This window comes from Aggregatibacter sp. 2125159857 (assembly GCF_017798005.1).
In the GTDB taxonomy this organism is placed as follows: domain Bacteria; phylum Pseudomonadota; class Gammaproteobacteria; order Enterobacterales; family Pasteurellaceae; genus Aggregatibacter.
Genome location: NZ_CP072548.1, coordinates 1,845,573 through 1,864,026 on the forward strand (window position 1 = coordinate 1,845,573; position 18,454 = coordinate 1,864,026).

Annotated in this window: 17 protein-coding genes; 8 read left to right on the top strand and 9 right to left on the bottom strand. The window is 43.2% G+C overall.

Going from position 1 to position 18,454, the window contains the following annotated elements; translation table 11 throughout:
* Positions 1-111 precede the first annotated feature (111 nt).
* The 7 genes from J5X96_RS09010 to J5X96_RS09040 all read left to right on the top strand — a co-directional run bounded on the left by J5X96_RS09010 (position 112) and on the right by J5X96_RS09040 (position 8,950).
* Positions 112-510, top strand: a complete 399-nt coding sequence (locus J5X96_RS09010) for a GyrI-like domain-containing protein (RefSeq protein ID WP_209363233.1) — start codon at positions 112-114, stop codon at positions 508-510.
* A gap of 77 nt (positions 511-587) precedes the next feature.
* Positions 588-1,856 carry an O-acetylhomoserine aminocarboxypropyltransferase/cysteine synthase family protein gene (locus J5X96_RS09015; RefSeq protein ID WP_209363235.1) on the top strand — a complete coding sequence of 423 codons (1,269 nt, stop codon included), beginning with the start codon at positions 588-590 and terminating at the stop codon, positions 1,854-1,856.
* A 270-nt stretch (positions 1,857-2,126) separates the two neighbouring features.
* Entirely contained in the window at positions 2,127-3,248 is a 1,122-nt protein-coding gene (dnaJ, locus tag J5X96_RS09020; RefSeq protein ID WP_209363243.1) for a molecular chaperone DnaJ, read from the top strand.
* 307 nt (positions 3,249-3,555) lie between these two features.
* On the top strand, positions 3,556-5,826 hold the full coding sequence (gene nrdA / locus J5X96_RS09025; protein ID WP_209363245.1) for a class 1a ribonucleoside-diphosphate reductase subunit alpha: 2,271 nt from the start codon (positions 3,556-3,558) through the stop codon (positions 5,824-5,826).
* A 12-nt stretch (positions 5,827-5,838) separates the two neighbouring features.
* Positions 5,839-6,156 carry a hypothetical protein gene (locus J5X96_RS09030; RefSeq protein ID WP_209363247.1) on the top strand — a complete coding sequence of 106 codons (318 nt, stop codon included), beginning with the start codon at positions 5,839-5,841 and terminating at the stop codon, positions 6,154-6,156.
* 95 nt (positions 6,157-6,251) lie between these two features.
* Positions 6,252-7,382 (top strand): class Ia ribonucleoside-diphosphate reductase subunit beta, encoded by a 1,131-nt coding sequence (gene nrdB / locus J5X96_RS09035; RefSeq protein ID WP_005700384.1) that lies wholly within the window; start codon positions 6,252-6,254, stop codon positions 7,380-7,382.
* A 182-nt stretch (positions 7,383-7,564) separates the two neighbouring features.
* A complete protein-coding gene (locus tag J5X96_RS09040; protein WP_209363249.1) occupies positions 7,565-8,950 on the top strand; it encodes a Do family serine endopeptidase in 1,386 nt (461 codons plus the stop codon).
* A gap of 105 nt (positions 8,951-9,055) precedes the next feature.
* On the opposite strand, the gene ycaO is transcribed toward J5X96_RS09040, so the two are convergent.
* On the bottom strand, positions 9,056-10,819 hold the full coding sequence (gene ycaO, locus J5X96_RS09045; RefSeq protein WP_209363251.1) for a 30S ribosomal protein S12 methylthiotransferase accessory factor YcaO: 1,764 nt from the start codon (positions 10,817-10,819) through the stop codon (positions 9,056-9,058).
* Between the two features lie 74 nt (positions 10,820-10,893).
* Entirely contained in the window at positions 10,894-12,096 is a 1,203-nt protein-coding gene (gene manA, locus J5X96_RS09050; protein WP_209364806.1) for a mannose-6-phosphate isomerase, class I, read from the bottom strand.
* Positions 12,097-12,290: 194 nt separating this feature from the next.
* On the opposite strand from manA, the gene J5X96_RS09055 reads away from it, so the two are divergent.
* Complete coding sequence (locus tag J5X96_RS09055; RefSeq protein ID WP_021615773.1) at positions 12,291-12,623, top strand: YegP family protein; 333 nt, start codon at positions 12,291-12,293, stop codon at positions 12,621-12,623.
* A gap of 173 nt (positions 12,624-12,796) precedes the next feature.
* Here the strand turns inward: J5X96_RS09055 and tsf are convergent, their stop codons facing one another.
* From tsf to ompA, 7 genes are all read right to left on the bottom strand, one after another.
* On the bottom strand, positions 12,797-13,645 hold the full coding sequence (gene tsf / locus J5X96_RS09060) for a translation elongation factor Ts (RefSeq protein ID WP_109128854.1): 849 nt from the start codon (positions 13,643-13,645) through the stop codon (positions 12,797-12,799).
* A 142-nt stretch (positions 13,646-13,787) separates the two neighbouring features.
* Entirely contained in the window at positions 13,788-14,510 is a 723-nt protein-coding gene (rpsB, locus tag J5X96_RS09065) for a 30S ribosomal protein S2 (protein WP_209363253.1), read from the bottom strand.
* A 283-nt stretch (positions 14,511-14,793) separates the two neighbouring features.
* Complete coding sequence (grxD, locus tag J5X96_RS09070) at positions 14,794-15,123, bottom strand: Grx4 family monothiol glutaredoxin (RefSeq protein ID WP_033002458.1); 330 nt, start codon at positions 15,121-15,123, stop codon at positions 14,794-14,796.
* An 81-nt stretch (positions 15,124-15,204) separates the two neighbouring features.
* A complete protein-coding gene (locus J5X96_RS09075) occupies positions 15,205-16,008 on the bottom strand; it encodes a YgcG family protein (RefSeq protein WP_209363255.1) in 804 nt (267 codons plus the stop codon).
* Complete coding sequence (locus J5X96_RS09080) at positions 16,001-16,450, bottom strand: TPM domain-containing protein (RefSeq protein ID WP_209363257.1); 450 nt, start codon at positions 16,448-16,450, stop codon at positions 16,001-16,003. The genes J5X96_RS09075 and J5X96_RS09080 overlap by 8 nt, the downstream gene beginning before the upstream one ends.
* 20 nt (positions 16,451-16,470) lie before the next feature.
* The gene (locus J5X96_RS09085) at positions 16,471-17,052 is read right to left on the bottom strand and encodes a LemA family protein (RefSeq protein ID WP_209363258.1); all 582 of its coding nucleotides are present in this window, start codon (positions 17,050-17,052) and stop codon (positions 16,471-16,473) included.
* 100 nt (positions 17,053-17,152) lie between these two features.
* Entirely contained in the window at positions 17,153-18,211 is a 1,059-nt protein-coding gene (gene ompA / locus J5X96_RS09090; RefSeq protein ID WP_209363260.1) for a porin OmpA, read from the bottom strand.
* Positions 18,212-18,454 lie beyond the last annotated feature (243 nt).

Below are 18,454 nucleotides of genomic sequence, written 5' to 3' on the forward strand. Positions count from 1 at the left end.
CACTAAAATAGAAGGGCGTAGCAATACGCCCTTTTGGTGTATTCATCAACCACAATTTTTCCTGACTTTATTTAAAAAAGTAAAGTCAGGAAAAATAAACCAGGAGGATAAATGGCGTTAAAACTCTACCCCATCGTACAACAACGCTTAAATAATGATATAGCAAATGAGATGATCCCAACCCTTTGGCAAAACAATTTCGATAAACTACCACAAGGCCACTGTTGTTATGGCATTTATTTTAATTATGCGACGAATCACCAAGCAGACTATGATTTTGCGATTGCAAGTGAAGCAGTATTAGAGACAGATATCCCAGTGATTGAAGTTGAAGATTTGAGTTTCTACGAAGTTTTTCGTTGCCAAGCAGATGAAATTTATCAAACATGGCAACTGATCTGGAAAAAAGAACAACAAGGCTTACTTAAGCGGGCTTATTCTGTGGATTTTGAAAAATACCACCCTGATGGTTTAGTAGAAATTTATATCGCTGTTGTACCACATTGCTAAGCTCAAAGTGCGTAAAAATTTATAAAAAATGACCGCACTTTACTCCCCAAAAAAACATGTAACCCAAGGAAAACATAATGGAATTTGCAACAAAATGTCTCCATGCCGGCTATAGCCCTAAAAATGGTGAACCGCGCGTTCAACCCATCGTACAAAGCACAACTTACACTTACGACTCTGCGGAAGAAATCGGCAAATTATTTGATTTGCAAGCGGCTGGCTATTTCTATACTCGCCTGGCAAATCCAACCACGAATGCCGCAGAAGAAAAAATTACCGCACTTGAAGGTGGTGTGGCGACAATGTGTACCGCGTCAGGACAATCTGCGGTGTTTTATGCCATGCTGAATATTTTAGAAGACGGCGATCACTTTATTTCCTCCTCTTGTGTCTATGGCGGCACCTACAATTTATTTGCACACACGTTCAAAAAAATGGGGATTGAAGTCAGTTTTGTGGATCAAGATTTGCCACTCGAAGAACTCAAAAAAGCCATTCGCCCAAATACCAAAGCCATTTTCGCTGAAACCATTGCAAACCCGGCGTTACGAGTGCTAGATATTGAAAAATTCGCTGCCTTAGCCCAAGCTGCGCAGGCACCGTTACTAATCGACAACACCTTTGCCACGCCTTATTTTTGCCGCCCAATCGAATTTGGCGCAAACGTGGTTATTCATAGCACATCTAAATATTTAGATGGCCATGCCATTGCACTTGGCGGATCTATTACGGATGGTGGCAACTTTAATTGGAATAACGGCAAATATCCGCAATTAAGCACACCGGACCAAACGTATCACGGTTTAGTCTATACGGAAACATTTGGCCCTGCCGCTTATATTGTTAAAGCGCGCGTGCAGTTAATGCGTGATTTAGGCGCAACACCTGCACCGCAAAACAGTTTTTTATTGAATGTCGGCATGGAAACCCTTGCGTTGCGCATGCAACGTCATTATGAAAATGCACAGGCTGTCGCTGAGTTTTTAGAAAAACACCCACAAGTAGCAAAAGTAAGCTATCCGGGGTTAATCAGTTCCACGGATTACGCACTCAAACAAAAATACTTACCAAACGGTTTGTGCGGTATCATTTCTTTTGAAATCAAGGGAGGCAAAGACGCTGCGGCGAAATGGCTAAATGCCTTACAAATGACCTCGCGTGAAGTGCATGTGGCGGATATTCGTACTTGTGCGTTACATCCTGCCACCTCAACGCATCGCCAATTAAGTGAAGCCGAATTAGAAAAAGCAGGGATTTCCGCAGGATTAATTCGCCTTTCTTGTGGTATTGAAAGTGTTCAAGATATTTTGGCGGATTTAGAAGAAGCCTTCAATGCGGCAAAATAATGGCATTCAAGGCAGGCAATCGGCCTGCCTCTTTGAACACGACAAAATCATATCGTAACAGAAATATAGACGGCTCATTTTGGTTTGTTAACTTTCGTTTGGCTGTAAACAAACGAAAATAAGCCGAGCCATTCCTTAATAAATTCATGTGTTGGCTCTTGATATTTCTGCCTTTCGGTATCATTTTAGTCTTTAGCGATATTGTTCATGTAATACAATAGACAATCATAAAAGTAGCATTTGATATTTTAAACGGAAAATTGAAACATTATGGCAAAACAAGACTACTACGAACTTCTCGGCGTTTCTAAATCCGCTGATGAAAAAGAAATTAAGCGCGCCTATAAAAAGCTCGCGATGCAATATCACCCGGACAGAACCAAAGGGGATAAAGCGAAAGAAGAAAAATTTAAAGAAATTCAAGAAGCTTATGAAGTATTAAGCGATAAGCAAAAACGCGCTAACTACGATCAATACGGCCATGCCGCCTTTGAACAAGGTTTCGGTGCCGGCGGAGGCTTTAGTGGTGCGGATTTTGGCGATATTTTTGGCGATATGTTCGGGGATATTTTCGGTGGTGGCGGACGTGGTCGCCAACGTGTCGTGCGTGGCGATGACTTACGTTATGACCTAGAAATCACTCTTGAAGAGGCCGTCAAAGGCACGACCAAAGACATTAAAATTTATACCCTTGCGCCTTGTGATAGCTGCCACGGATCAGGCGCAGAAGCCGGTTCTAAAGTAGAAACCTGTCCACAATGTCACGGTTCCGGTCGTCTGCGTCGTCAACAAGGGTTCTTTATGACCGAAACCGTTTGTCCAACCTGTCATGGCAGCGGTAAGAAAATTGAGAAACCGTGTAAGGTTTGTCACGGTGACGGCAGAGTGAATAAACCGAAAAACCTTTCCGTAAAAATCCCGGCAGGCGTGGACACAGGAAATCAATTACGCTTATCAGGAGAAGGTGCAGCAGGTGAAAACGGCGCACCGGCAGGCGATTTGTATGTGGTGATTCATGTAAAAGCACATCACATTTTTGAGCGTGATGGCAACAACCTTTATTGTGAAGTGCCGATTAGCTTCACCATGGCTGCTCTTGGTGGCGAAATTGAAGTGCCGACATTAGATGGACGCGTTAAATTAAAAATTCCGGAAGAAACCCAAACCGGCAAATTGTTCCGTATGCGTGGCAAAGGCGTTACCTCACGTGGCGGTTACACCGGGGATTTAATCTGCCGAATTGTGGTAGAAACGCCGGTAAAACTCAACGAAGAGCAAAAAGCATTGCTACGCAAGCTTGAAGAAAGCTTAGAAGGACAAACTAAACAGCGCCCGAAATCCTCTAGTTTTTTAGACGGGGTAAAACGTTTCTTTGATGATTTAACGAAGTAATGTCTATAAATAACGCTCATCAATAACGTTGAGAAGTGCGGTGAAAATTTAAGGTATTTTTTCACCGCACTTTTTTTATCTTTTTTCCTTGTGTGTAACCTTGGCACCAATTTATACATTTTAATCAAGCAAATTTTTAGCTCACACAAAATTTCCTTTAATTAATAACCAGTTATTTAATGTCAACTAAGCGACAAAAAAATATATTGCTTGAATTCTTCATTTCAACACATTATCTTGTGCTCAATTTTTCAGCTTACAACTAGATGTTGTGTTTTGAGTCTGTCTTAAAGGAGTAGCGTCTTTCATGAATAAAGCATTAATGGTCACCAAACGTGACGGCACATTGGAGCCGATTAACCTCGATAAAATCCACCGCGTGATTACGTGGGCCGCAGAAGGGCTGGACAATGTGTCCGTGTCGCAAGTGGAATTGCGTTCTCACATTCAGTTTTATGAAGGCATTCGTACCTCTGACATTCACGAAACCATTATCAAAGCGGCTGCGGACTTAATCAACAAAGATTCACCGGATTATCAATACCTTGCCGCACGCCTTGCGGTGTTCCATTTACGCAAAAAGGCTTACGGCCATTTCGATCCACCGCGTTTATACGATCATGTGAAAAAACTCGTGCGCATGGGCAAATACGATCACGCCTTATTAGATGATTACACCCGTGAAGAATGGGACGAAATGGACGGTTTTATCGACCATTGGCGCGACATGACGTTCTCTTATGCAGCAGTGAAACAATTAGAAGGCAAATATTTAGTTCAAAACCGCGTGACCGGCGAGATCTACGAATCCGCACAATTCCTCTATTTATTAGTGGCGGCAAGTCTGTTCTCCAAATACCCGCAAGAAACCCGTTTGGATTATATCCGTCGTTTCTATGACGCGACTTCTACCTTTAAAATTTCCTTGCCAACCCCAATCATGGCAGGCGTGCGTACACCAACCCGTCAATTCAGCTCTTGTGTGTTGATCGAGTGTGGCGACAGCTTGGATTCCATTAACGCCACCGCCTCTGCCATCGTGAAATACGTTTCTCAACGAGCCGGTATCGGTGTGAATGCCGGTGCGATTCGTGCGCTAGGTAGCCCAATTCGTGGCGGCGAAGCATTCCATACCGGTTGTATTCCGTTCTATAAATATTTCCAAACTGCCGTGAAATCTTGTTCTCAAGGTGGCGTGCGTGGCGGTGCGGCAACCGTGTATTACCCGATTTGGCACTTAGAAGTAGAAAGCCTGTTGGTGTTGAAAAACAACCGTGGCGTGGAAGACAACCGCGTGCGTCATATGGACTACGGCGTACAGCTGAACAAATTAATGTATCAACGCTTAATCAAAGGCGGTGACATCACCCTATTCAGCCCGTCCGACGTGCCGGGACTTTATGAAGCGTTCTTTGCGGATCAAGACAAGTTTGAAGAACTTTACGTACAATACGAGCAGGATCCGTCCATTCGTAAACGTACCGTGAAAGCTGTTGAATTGTTCTCTTTATTAATGCAAGAACGTGCGTCCACCGGCCGTATTTACATTCACAACGTGGATCACTGCAATACCCACTCGCCGTTCGATCCAAGAGTGGCACCGGTGCGTCAATCCAACCTGTGCTTGGAAATCGCCTTACCGACCAAACCGTTAAGCCACATTAACGATGAACAGGGCGAAATCGCTCTTTGTACTCTTTCCGCCTTTAACTTAGGCAAATTGGACAACTTAGACGAGCTAGACAATTTAGCGGATCTTGCGGTGCGTGCATTAGATGCTTTATTGGATTACCAAGATTATCCGGTGATTGCGGCAAAACGCAGTTCCCTTGCCCGTCGTTCTTTAGGTATCGGCGTTATCAACTACGCGTACTACTTGGCGAAACACGGCGTGCGTTATTCTGACGGCAGCGCCAACGATTTAACCCACCGCACTTTCGAAGCCATTCAATATTACTTATTGAAAGCCTCCATGAACTTGGCGAAAGAACAAGGCGCGTGTGAATACTTCCACGAAACCACTTACGCACAAGGTATTTTGCCAATCGATACATACAAAAAAGACATCGACAGCTTAACTTCCGAGCCGTTACATTACGACTGGGAAAGCCTACGCCGCGATATCCAAGAATTCGGCTTGCGCAACTCTACCCTCACCGCCCTCATGCCGTCAGAAACATCTTCTCAGATTTCCAACGCCACCAACGGTATCGAACCGCCACGTGGCCATGTGAGCGTGAAAGCCTCAAAAGACGGTATTTTGAAACAAGTGGTGCCGGATTATGAAAACTTGGGTGAAAACTACGAATTGCTTTGGGACATCCCGGGCAACGACGGCTACTTGCACTTGGTCGGCATTATGCAAAAATTCGTGGATCAAGCGATCTCTGCCAACACCAACTACGATCCAAAACGTTTTGAAGACGGTAAAGTACCAATGAAAGTGTTGTTAAAAGATCTTTTAACCGCTTACAAATACGGCTTAAAAACCCTTTACTATCAAAACACCCGTGACGGTGCCGAAGACAGCCAAGAAGATTTAGATGATGGCTGTGCTGGTGGGGCGTGTAAGATTTAGTTGAGGTATATTATGAATGTAAAAATTGGTTGCCTAGATAAACAAGATGCAACTTTACGAAAGTTCTTAGAATATCTAAAGAATGCGCAAATTACTAATTTAAATTTTATACAAAATGATAATGAGCTAAAGCCTAGTGAGTTAATTGACTACACAGCAATGCTTGCAATAAGAGATATAAACAATATTTCTATTCTTTTATCATACAGTGGTGATCTGACTCCTATACAAGATCGCATGATTGAGATGGAAATAAGAAATCATTGGAATAAATTTAAGACTAAAATGGCATACTCCGATAGCGCAAGCGTCCACGCTTGTGCTAAGTAAATAAACTAAAGGCACAAGCGAAGACGCTTGCGCCAGAATGAAAAAACATTTTAAAAACTGACCGCACTTTACTCATAAGATTAAAGGACAAAAAAATGGCATACACCACTTTCTCACAAAACAAAAACGACCAGTTAAAGGAACCGATGTTCTTTGGTCAAAACGTTAACGTTGCGCGTTACGATCAACAAAAATATGAGACCTTTGAAAAGCTCATTGAAAAACAACTTTCCTTCTTCTGGCGTCCGGAAGAAGTGGACGTGTCACAAGACCGTATCGACTACGCCGCGTTGCCTGAACATGAAAAACACATTTTCATCAGCAACTTAAAATATCAAACCTTGTTAGATTCCATTCAAGGCAGAAGCCCAAACGTGGCGTTGTTGCCATTGGTATCGATTCCGGAATTGGAAACCTGGATCGAAACGTGGACGTTCTCTGAAACTATCCACTCTCGTTCTTACACGCACATTATTCGTAACATTGTGAACGATCCGTCTATCGTGTTTGACGACATCGTGACCAACGAAGAAATCATCAAACGTGCACGCGATATTTCCTCTTACTACGACGATTTAATTCGCGATAGCCAACTTTACAGCCTGTACGGCGAAGGCACTTACACCGTGGATGGCAAAGAATGTGTCGTCACCTTACGTAATTTGAAAAAACAACTTTACCTTTGCCTAATGAGCGTGAACGCGCTTGAAGCTATTCGTTTCTATGTGTCTTTCGCCTGTTCCTTTGCCTTTGCTGAACGTCAATTAATGGAAGGCAATGCGAAAATCATTAAATTCATCGCTCGTGATGAAGCGTTACACTTAACTGGCACGCAGCACATTTTAAACATCATGGCGGCAGGTCAAGACGATCCGGAAATGGCAGAAATTGCGGAAGAATGTAAACAAGAAGCCTATGATTTATTCTTAGCGGCAGCAGAACAGGAAAAAGACTGGGCGGATTATTTGTTCAAAGACGGTTCCATGATCGGCTTGAACCGAGACATTTTGGTGCAATACGTGGAGTACATCACCAATATCCGTATGCAGGCGGTCGGTTTGCCATTGCCATTCCAAGCACGTTCTAACCCGATTCCTTGGATCAACGCGTGGTTGGTTTCCGACAACGTACAAGTGGCGCCGCAAGAAGTGGAAGTGAGTTCTTATCTTGTGGGTCAAATTGACTCCAAAGTGGACACCAAAGATTTCGACGATTTCGATCTGTAATCTTTGATGTCGCTAGAAGTGCGGTGGATTTTTCGGGTGTTTTTAAATGCCGATAAATTCTACCGCACTTTTTTATTTATTCGCTCCCAAAATTGCAGAACATTCAAGCCATTTATTTGTCATAAGCATTACCGAAACTCGACGAGATTTCGTGTTATTTGTTTTTAATTGGAGAAAATTGAATGAAAAAACGCAATTTTGTTTTAACTAGTATTGCACTCGGATTAAGCGTATTAACTGCCCCGATGATGAGCGTGGCAGAAACCCCAACAGAGGTGAGCGCCGGTCAAGTCATGCCAAGTTTGGCGCCTATGTTAGAAAAAGTGTTGCCTTCGGTGGTGTCCATTTCTGTGGAAGGCAAACAAAAAAGCAATGCCGCTCAAATGGATGACGACATTCCGGAAGAATTTAAATTCTTTTTTGGTCCGGATATGTTCGATCGTGATCGTGCACCACGCAACTTTAAGGGCCTTGGCTCAGGCGCAATTATTAACGCTGAAAAAGGTTATGTGTTAACCAATAATCACGTGATTAAAGATGCAGATAAAATTACCGTTCAGCTCCATGACGGTCGTGAATTTAAAGCGAAAGTCATCGGTGCCGATGAAATGTCTGATGTGGCACTCATTCAAGTGGAAAAACCTAAAAATCTGACCGCACTTAAACTCGCGGATTCCGACAAATTACGCGTAGGCGATTTCACCGTGGCTATCGGCAACCCATTCGGTTTAGGTCAAACCGTGACATCGGGCATTGTATCCGCATTGGGTCGTTCCATGGGATCCGATAGTGGCACCTATGAAAACTACATTCAAACAGACGCAGCGGTTAACCGTGGTAACTCCGGCGGTCCGCTAATTAACTTAAACGGTGAATTAATCGGCATCAACACCGCCATTCTTTCCCCAAGCGGCGGCAATGCCGGTATTGCCTTTGCGATTCCAAGCAATATGGCCAATAATTTAGTACAACAAATTCTTGAATTCGGCGAAGTGCGTCGTGGTATGCTTGGTATTAAAGGTGGCGAATTAAATGCAGATTTAGCACAAGCGTTTGATATTGAAGCGAAGAAAGGCGCTTTTATTAGTGAAGTGATGCCGGGTTCTGCTGCCGATAAAGCCGGCCTCAAAGCCGGTGATGTGATTACCGCAATAAACGGTCAAACTATTTCCAGCTTTGCTGAAATGCGTGCCAAAATTGCCACGTCCGGTGCAGGCAAAGAAATTGATTTAACTTATTTGCGTGACGGTAAATCAAATAACGCCAAAGTGACCCTTCAATCAGATGACCAAACGCAAACACGTGCCAATGGATTATTACCGGCGTTAGACGGTGCAGAGTTAAATAACTATGACGAAAAAGGTGTGAAAGGTGTTGCTATCACCAAAATCAAACCAAATTCCCTTGCGGAACAACGCGGATTGAAATCCGGTGATGTGATCATTGGGATTAACCGTCAAAAAGTTGAAAACTTAGGTCAGTTACGCAAAATTTTAGAGAGTAAGCCATCGGCCATCGCCTTAAATATTATTCGCGGTGACAGTAACTTCTATTTACTGGTTCAATAATCTCATTTCCATAAATAAAGGGCGAATCTCTTCGCCCTTTAAAATCGCATTAAAAAACCTTAGCAAAGCCAACGTTCACAATCCACGAGATTTTCCCACCGCACTTTACTGCCAATTTTCACGTTTTGCCTTTTGCAATTTCGCATAAGCCGCCAATAATTTTTGATGTTCACTAAAGTTTGCAAGGGTTTCATCACTGGCAGGCAGGTTATAGAACGGATTGCCACCTTGAATCGCGCTCCACGCAAATGCCACGGCGTCTTTGCCATACATTTTTTCGAACACCATGCGATATTGCTGCGGATCACGTTGGCTATCCATAAACAATTCCAGACTATTGATTAAGCAGCGATAATAGTTAGCACGTTCTGCCGTGAACACGGAACTGTTCATGTTATAGGTCCAGTTCGCCCAATCTAGAGCCATTTCCAAGTCGCCTAAGGCAAGATAAAGCATGGATTTTAATTCACCAATGCGCAAAGTTGTCCAACCACTGGCTTTCGGTGCCACGATGCCGATAAATTCACGTACGCGGGTAGCATCGTCAATGCCTTGCTCATCCAGTTCATCCAATAATTCTTGGTAGGTTTCTTGGTCGTGGTGGAAGTGCGGTAAATCCAACAGGATTTCGCGCCAGTCCATGCCCATGTTGCTGTTGGCGTAAATTAAGTCGTCTGCCGGATAAATATCGGACATGCCCGGCACGATAATGCGACAGGCATAAACACCTAAGTGGTTGTAGTCCATAATGTAAACGTCTTTCTTTTCTGCACGGAAAATCGCCATCAGATTGTCGTATTCTTCATGGGTATCTTTGCCGGAAAAATTCCAATCGGCGAACCCATAATCCGGTGTGTCTTTGAATAAATCCCATGAAATTAAACCGCTGGAATCAATAAAGTGGGTTTCCAAATTGGCGTGTTCGGCAACATCGTCATTGTTGAAAGATGGCGGAGAAAAAACATCCAAATCTTTTAAGCTACGACCTTGCAGGAGTTCAGTCACGGTGCGCTCTAACGCCACTTGGAATTTTGGATGTGCTCCGAAAGAAGCAAAGCAAGTGCCGTTAGTTGGGTTAAGCAAAATGACGCAAATCACCGGGTATTTGCCACCAAGAGAAGCATCATATGCCAAAATCGGGAAGCCTTCCTGTTCCAGCTTGTCAATCGCGGCTTGAATCGATGGATAACGAGCCACCACCTCTTGCGGAATTAATGGCAAACTAATGGCTTCTGCGATGATTTTATTTTTCACATAGCGCTCAAACACTTCCGATAATCCCTGCACGCGCGCTTCAAATTGGCTGTTGCCGGCGGACATCCCGTTGGAGACGTAGAGATTAGAAATAATGCTTTGTGGAATATAAACCGTTTGCTGGTCTGATTGACGCACATAAGGCAAAGCAACAATGCCACGCTCATAGTTGCCTGATTGCAAATCTACCAAAAGTTCTGGTGTCAGCTCCTGATTTGGATCGAAATGTTCGAATAAACGATCGTCTAAAATGCCTTGTGGCAACAACGCCTCGTCTTCAATCGGAAACCATTTTTCGTTCGGATAGTGCACAAAATCGCCATTGGCAATGTCTTGTCCTAAATAGAAATCCGTCCAGAAATAGTTAGTGGAAAGACGTTCAAAATATTCGCCGAGTGCTGATGCTAATGCGGCTTTCTTACTGGCGCCTTTGCCGTTAGAGAAACACTGTGGGCAGTCTTTATCACGGATGTGTACCGACCACACGTTCGGCACCGGGTTTAACCACGAGGCTTCTTCAATATTAAAGCCAAGTGCGGTCAGTTTTTGCTGGAATTTTTCAATACTTTCCTCAAGAGCGGCATCTTTGCCGGGAATAAACGTTTGTTGAGTCATTGTTGTTCCTATTTTTGTGATGTAATCAGAGGTCATAAAAATCGTTGTTAAGTATTTCTTTCATGAAAACGATGTTAAATCGGTAATCCGGCCAGCACGGCATAGCCTTCTTGCATGCCATGCACGCGATAGTCTGTGTCAGCTTCAATAAACGCCGCTTGTCCTTGTTTTAAAGTGAGTTTTTGTTGTGTGGCTTCCAATGTCATTTCGCCTGCCATGACTAAGAGAATCGTGCCGTTTAAAGTGCGGTCGGAAATTTCGGTGTTTTTAGCATAAGGCATATTGCTCAAAGCAAAATCGGCAATGGCCGTCGGGTAGATGTAAACCTGATTTTGAGGTGCCGGCGCGATGATTTGAGGGACGATTTCGCTACAATCAATGATTTTCAGCAATTGTTCGATATCAACGTGTTTCGGCGTTAAACCGCCACGGATCACGTTGTCGGAACAGGCCATTAGTTCAATATTTTGTCCGCGTAAATACGCGTGCGGCACGCCGGCGGCTTGGAAAATCCCTTCGCCAACCTGCAAATTCACAATATTGAACAGGTAGAAACTCATTAAGCCGGCATCTAACCGGTCTCGGGAAATCTTCATGGCGTGTAATGTGTAAAGCACCCAGTAATCCGGATTTTGCATGGCAAGCTGGTTTTGCTCGTAAGCCTTTTGTTGCGCATCAATGATCGGCAACAGCCATTGTGCCAGCTGTTCCTGTTTTGCCAACATAATATCCGCATAAAAATCCGCTAAACTCTGTGAGGCCAATTTTGTTGCCAGTTCCGTAAGTGACGGGCGTTGGCGTAGGGTTTCGAGAATTTTGGCTTTGGTTTTAAAACCATGTAAAAGCCAAAAATCGGACAGCGCAATCATCATTTCCGGCTTGTGGTTATCATCTTTATAAGTGCGTTTGGGATCGTTCAACGCAATGCCTGCCGCATTTTCCTGCGCAAAGCCAATTTCAGCTTGTTCTTTGGTTGGGTGTAACTGGATGGAAAGGGGATTCGCAACGTCTAAAATTTTCAGTAAATAAGGCAAATTGTTACCCCATAATTGACGGCTTTGGCGGCCAAGTGCGGTGGGATTTTGATGTAAAAAATCCAGTAACGACAGTTCGCCATCGGCGGTGATTAACTGTGATGGCGCAGAAGGGTGTGAGCCAAGCCAATATTCGGCATAATGCGCTTGCGTTTTTGTAATATGCAAGAAGTCCGGAAGATACTGGTTACCCCCCCACGCGTAATATTGAAGACTCCCGTTCAGGGGATAAATGCCTGCCATCATGTATTCTCGTTTAGCGTTGCGTTGCCTAAAATAAAGGCGACATTTTAGCATATTCTTCCGCTTAGCTGTTGCGATATACAGGCTTTTTTTATACATTTAGCCCTATCTAAAATTTCTTTTTAATCGCGATTGTCGCGTTTATTTGATGAAATTTTAGATAACGAAACACATTAACTTAACAAGAGGTGTACATGGCACAAGGACATTATGAATTAAAAACAGCCAAAGACGGTCAATTTATGTTCAATTTAATCGCTACTAACGGGCAAGTGATCTTAACCAGTGAGCTTTACAAAACGAAAGCCGCTGCACAAAACGGTATTGCTTCCGTCCAAAAAAATGGCGTAGATGAGAAAAATTTTGAGTTTCGCATGACAAAAAGTGATCAACCGTATTTTGTGTTGAAAGCGGCGAATCACCAAGAAATCGGTCGTAGTCAATATTATTCCTCACAGGCTGCCGCGCAAAAAGGCATGGAATCGGTGATGAATAATGCATCTACTGAAGTGATTAAAGAAATTTAATCTGCTTTTTCTTACTCTCCGCTTATCGGCATTTTCGATGCGGATCTTTAGGCTTTGTAAGAGGCAGAAAGAATTAGAGCGTTTTCATAAAAAATCTGCGCCTAAATTTGTCGGTGTTTTATCCCACGTTTAGGCGCAGATGAGTTATTGCGATTTTTGACTTAAATTATCTATTACGCTTTAGACATAGCAGCAACTTCTGCCGCGAAGTCAGTTTCTACTTTCTCGATACCTTCGCCCACTTCTAAGCGGATGAAGTTAGAGATTTCAGCACCTTTTTCTTTTAACAAATCGCCAACGGATTTAGATGGATCCATCACGAATGGTTGACCGGTTAAAGAAACTTCGCCAGTGAATTTCTTCATGCGGCCTTCAACCATTTTTTCTGCGATTTCACGTGGTTTACCGGATTGCATTGCGATATCCACTTGGATGTTACGCTCATGTTCAACCACATCAGCCGGAACATCGCTTGGGTTAACGTAGTCTGGACGGCTTGCTGCAACGTGCATTGCAATGTGTTTTAACAATTCATCGTCTGCGCCTTTACCTGCCACTAATACACCAATTTTCGCGCCGTGTAAGTAAGAGCCGACAACATCGCCTTCGATGTAAGCAACACGACGGATGGTCATGTTTTCACCGATTTTCGCCACTAATGCTGCACGTTTTTCTTCAAATTGGGCTTGAAGTTGTTCGATAGTTGCGCCTTTGTGTGCTGCTGCGTAGTCTGCCACTTCGTTAGCTAAACCTAAGAAACCGGCATCTTTTGCGACGAAGTCAGTTTCACAGTTCATTTCAACTAATACACCAAAACCATTTTGTACGCGAGCAAGGATAACACCTTCAGCTGCAACACGGCCTGCTTTTTTCGCCGCTTTTGCTTGACCGGATTTACGCATGTTGTCGATGGCTAATTCGATGTCGCCGTTTGCTTCAACTAATGCTTTTTTACATTCCATCATACCTGCGCCGGTACGTTCACGCAGTTCTTTTACTAATGATGCTGTGATTTCAGCCATTTTAAAATCCTCTGTCAGTTTAAAGTGCGGTGGAAAAAGACCGCACTTTTAGCTCTAAAAAATACAGGGAGCTATTTAGCCCCCTGCTTATTCATTAATCGTCTGATTAATAAGGGCTTACGCCTTATCGCAATCGCCTGAATTATTCTGCGGCTTGCGCTAATTCTTCAGCAACCGCAGCTTCGTTACCACGACCTTCTTTGATCGCAGCAGCAGCAGAAGAAAGATAAAGTTGAATTGCACGTGCTGCGTCATCGTTACCTGGGATAACGAAATCTACGCCGTCCGGGCTAGAGTTAGTATCAACGATAGCAAATACCGGAATACCCAAGTTGTTTGCTTCTTTCACTGCGATATGTTCGTGGTCTGCACCGATAACAAATAATGCATCCGGAAGACCGCCCATCTCTTTGATACCGCCAAGGCTTAATTCAAGTTTTTCCATCTCACGGGTACGCATTAACGCTTCTTTTTTGGTTAATTTGTCGAAAGTACCGTCTTGAGATTGCGTTTCTAAATCTTTTAAACGTTTGATGGATTGACGAACTGTTTTCCAGTTGGTCAACATACCGCCTAACCAACGATGGTTTACATAATATTGTTGACAGTCTAATGCGGCAGCTTGCACGGCATCGGTCGCTGCGCGTTTAGTACCAACAAATAATACTTTACCGTTGTTGCTCGCAATGCGGGTTAACTCAGCTAATGCTGCGTTGAACATTGGAACGGTTTTTTCAAGGTTGATGATATGAACACCGTTGCGTGGTCCGAAAATGAATGGTTTCATTTTTGGATTCCAGTAACGAGTTTGGTGACCGAAGTGAACGCCTGCTTGAAGCATATCGCGCATAGAAACTTGTGCCATAATAATTTTCCTTTTGTTTGGGGTTTAGCCTCCACATATCCAGCCAATCGACCGTTTGGCACCCCGATTTAGCCTTTCTGATATGTGTGTGTTTTAGTAAATTGATTAAAAAATAAACGTTACTTTTAAACAGCAAAATAACGCCATGCTTTATATCATAAAGTGCGGCTGGTTTCCAGTAGATTTCGATTTTTCATCGTTTTATTAAAACAATTTACAAAGAATTAACTCACAAAAAAACCGCACTTGGGAAAAGCAAAGTGCGGTTTTTTTAGAAAACATTTTACGCTTGTGGATGTCTTGCAGCGACTTCTTCTAATAAGGTTTTGAGTTCACCTTGTTGATACATTTCCAATACGATATCACAACCACCAACAAGTTCGCCTTCTACCCATAATTGTGGGAATGTCGGCCAATTGGCGTAAGCCGGTAACTCTGCACGAATATCCGGATGTTGCAAAATATCCACATAACCGAATGGCACGCCACAGTTAATTAACGCTTCCACCGCACGCGCAGAGAAACCGCAAGAAGGGAATTTTGGCGAGCCTTTCATGTAAATCAGAATCGGATTTTCGCTAATCTGTTTTTTGATTTTATCTAACGTTTCCATAATGTTCCTTATATGCATTGAAGAGAAAACGCACGCATTGTATCACAAACAATGTGCCCGACCAATAAATCCAAAAGGGTATTACCAGCTACCACCAGCCCCACCGCCGTCAAAACCGCCTCCGCCGAATCCGCCACCGGAGCCACCGCCAAAACCGCCTCCACCAAAGCCACCGAAACCGCCACCGCCTCTGCCATTACGACGACGATCTGACATTGATTGGCGCAATATTTCATTCAAGACATGGTTATTCGTTGGGCTGACGTAAGCGCGACGACTGTTAACCTCCGCTATCACCACAATCAAAATAAACAGCGCGAGCATGATAAAGGGCACAACATCCCCGAAATCCTTTTCCTCTTCCGCTTGTGCCACAAATTCGCCTTTGGTGGCAGCAATAATGTAATCCAAGCCGTTATCAATGCCTTGAGCATATTGCTCGTTGCGGAAATAAGGGCGAATTTGGTTGCGAATAATTTGTGAAGCCAGCGCATCGGTCAACACGCCTTGCAACCCTTGTCCCACCGCAATAAACAATTTGCGATCCTCTTTCGCAATGAGTAACAACACACCGTTATTCAGATTTTTCCGCCCGATTCCCCATTTATCGCCTAATTCAAAGGCATATTGAGAAACCTCATATTCACCGGTCGTCGGCACAATCACCACTGCAATTTGCGAACTGGTTTCTTTGCCATAGGCTGCCAACTTCGCTTCTAATGCGCCCAACTCTTTTGCTGATAACGTTTTCGTGTAGTCATTCACATAACGGAAAGGTTTCGGGGTATCAGGAAAGGTGACGGCAGAAACAGTCGTCGCCATAAAAATGCAGAAAAAAATGACCGCACTTTTTAAGCTCAATAAACTAAATACGCGTTTAATCATGAATGATCACCTCGTTATCCAGTTCATTTTGATCGTCCGGTTGAACCGGAAAATGCTGAATTAAGTGTTCACCAATTTTCTGCATCGAAGCCAAAATACCTTCTGTATATTGCTTTTGTTTAAAATGCGCAATCATGCGGGCACATTCTGTTTGCCAAAAATCATTGCCCACATACTGATGAATACCGACGTCACCGATAATCGCACATTGACGATCATCATAGGCAATATAAATCAACACGCCATTACGCGCCGCCGTTTGATGCATTTCCAGTTGTGAAAAAACATCCAACGCACGTTCATAAACAGAAAGTGCGGTCGGTTTTGACGGTATTTTTCGTTCGATAAAAATCCGAAACTCGGCGGAGGTTTGTCGCTCAAGGCGGGCGATTGCCGCCTCAAGCTGTTTTTTATCTATCGGGATTTTTGCAAATAATGGCATCGCGCCACCTTATTGTCCGTTTAGTTAAAATTCACTGTCGGCGCGTTTTCAGCACCGGCAACAGATTTGAAATAAGGTTTTTCTTTGAAACCAAAAATCATCGCAACCACTTTGGTTGGGAAAGTACGAATTTTTTGGTTGTATTCACGTGCCGCTTCATTGAATTTATTACGCGCAACATTAATGCGATTTTCGGTACCTTCTAATTGCGCTTGTAAGTTCATAAAGCCTTCGTTCGCACGCAATTCAGGATAATTCTCTACGCTGACCAATAAGCGGGACAACGCAGAACCCACCGCATTTTGATTTTGTTGGAATTGGGTTAATTGATCTTCCGTTAAATTAGACGGATCGATTTTGGTTTGCGTGGCTTTCGCACGCGCTTCAACAACACCGGTCAAGGTTTCTTTTTCAAAGTTTGCCTGACCTTTCACAGTATTCACTAAATTTGGAATCAAATCAGAACGACGTTGATAAGTCGATTCCACATTTGCCCACACCGAATTAATTTGCTCTTCCGCGGCAACCAAGCCGTTATAACTTGGAATTAAGGTCATGGCCGCAATAACGGCAACAATAATCAGAACAAGCCATTTTTTCATTTTTTTCCCTTACAATCATTAAACTTAGCTAAAAAACAAAAGACCTAAACATAGGTTTAGGTCTTTTTTATCTATTTAAAAATAATTAACAAAAAGTCAATTATTTAGAACCGCTAACTGCGATTTCTACACGACGGTCATCAGCTAAACAAGCGATAAGCGCTTTACGGCCTTTAACTGCGTCACATTTGTTACCAGTAACTGGGTTTGCTTTACCATAACCGGTTGCAGAAATAGCGTGTTGAGAAACACCTTTAGATACTAAGTAGTTAGCAACGCTTTCAGCACGTTTTTGAGATAATTTTTGGTTGTAAGCATCAGAACCGATACGGTCTGTGTAACCTGCAACTTTAACGTTCGCGTTGTTAACTTGTGCGATTTCGCCGTAGATACCATCTAATACGTTACGAGCTTGTGGTTTTAAGTCAGCTTTGCCGAATGCGAAAGTCACATCAGAGTTTAAGTTGAAAGTTTTGTTTACCACTTTCGCTTCAGGTGCCGGCATAGGTGCTTGACCTTGACCGAAACGGTAAGATAAACCTAAAGCAACAGTACCCATGTTCGGAGAGAACTCTGTACCACGTTCACGTGGTGCAGGACCATTTTTCTCTTGAGCTTTACCATTGTTACCTACACGAGCAACCCATTGGTATTCTAAACGTGCTGCTAATTCTGGAAGAATTGCATATTCAACACCTGCCGCTAAAACCGGAGATACTTTGAAGTTGTGAGCTTTCTCTTTAGAGCCATCTGTAAGCGTTTTTTTATAGTCGCTACGGATTAACGCTGCACCAACACGACCATAAACGTCTAAATCTGCTAATACAGGGTAGCTTGCTTTAAGTGCTAAAGTAGTACCGTGTGCAGTATGTTTATCTTCAGTTTTGTCTTGGCGATCTTTTAGTTTAGAACCACCGAAATATTCATAACCAACTTCTGCTGCGAAGTTATCAGTAATTTGGTAACCACCAAATACACCGTAGTTCACAGAGTGACGGTTTACATCATAACCCGCATTACGAAATTGGGTGAAACCGTTGTGAGAAGAAGTCCAACCGGCTTTTGCGCCAGTATAGAAAGTGTTAGCTTGTGGTGCAGCTTGTGCTACAGTTGCTGCTGCTAAACCAGCGATAGCTAATGCGATTGCAGTTTTTTTCATTTTGATGATCCTCTTAAATGTAGTCATCTATTTAAATTAAAACAAGTATCAGCTGATGTAGCTGAAAACCAACACAAAGGAATTGTGTTACCTGCTATCTTAACCTGTTCGATCTAAAAAGTCATCTCAAGGCAAAGATATTACATCAATAGAGCAAATTTGCTCTACTCTGTCTTTTGGCAAATTCATATCCTATGTGGAGGACTGTCCAAAAGTGCGCGTATTATCCTACCTAAAAAATAG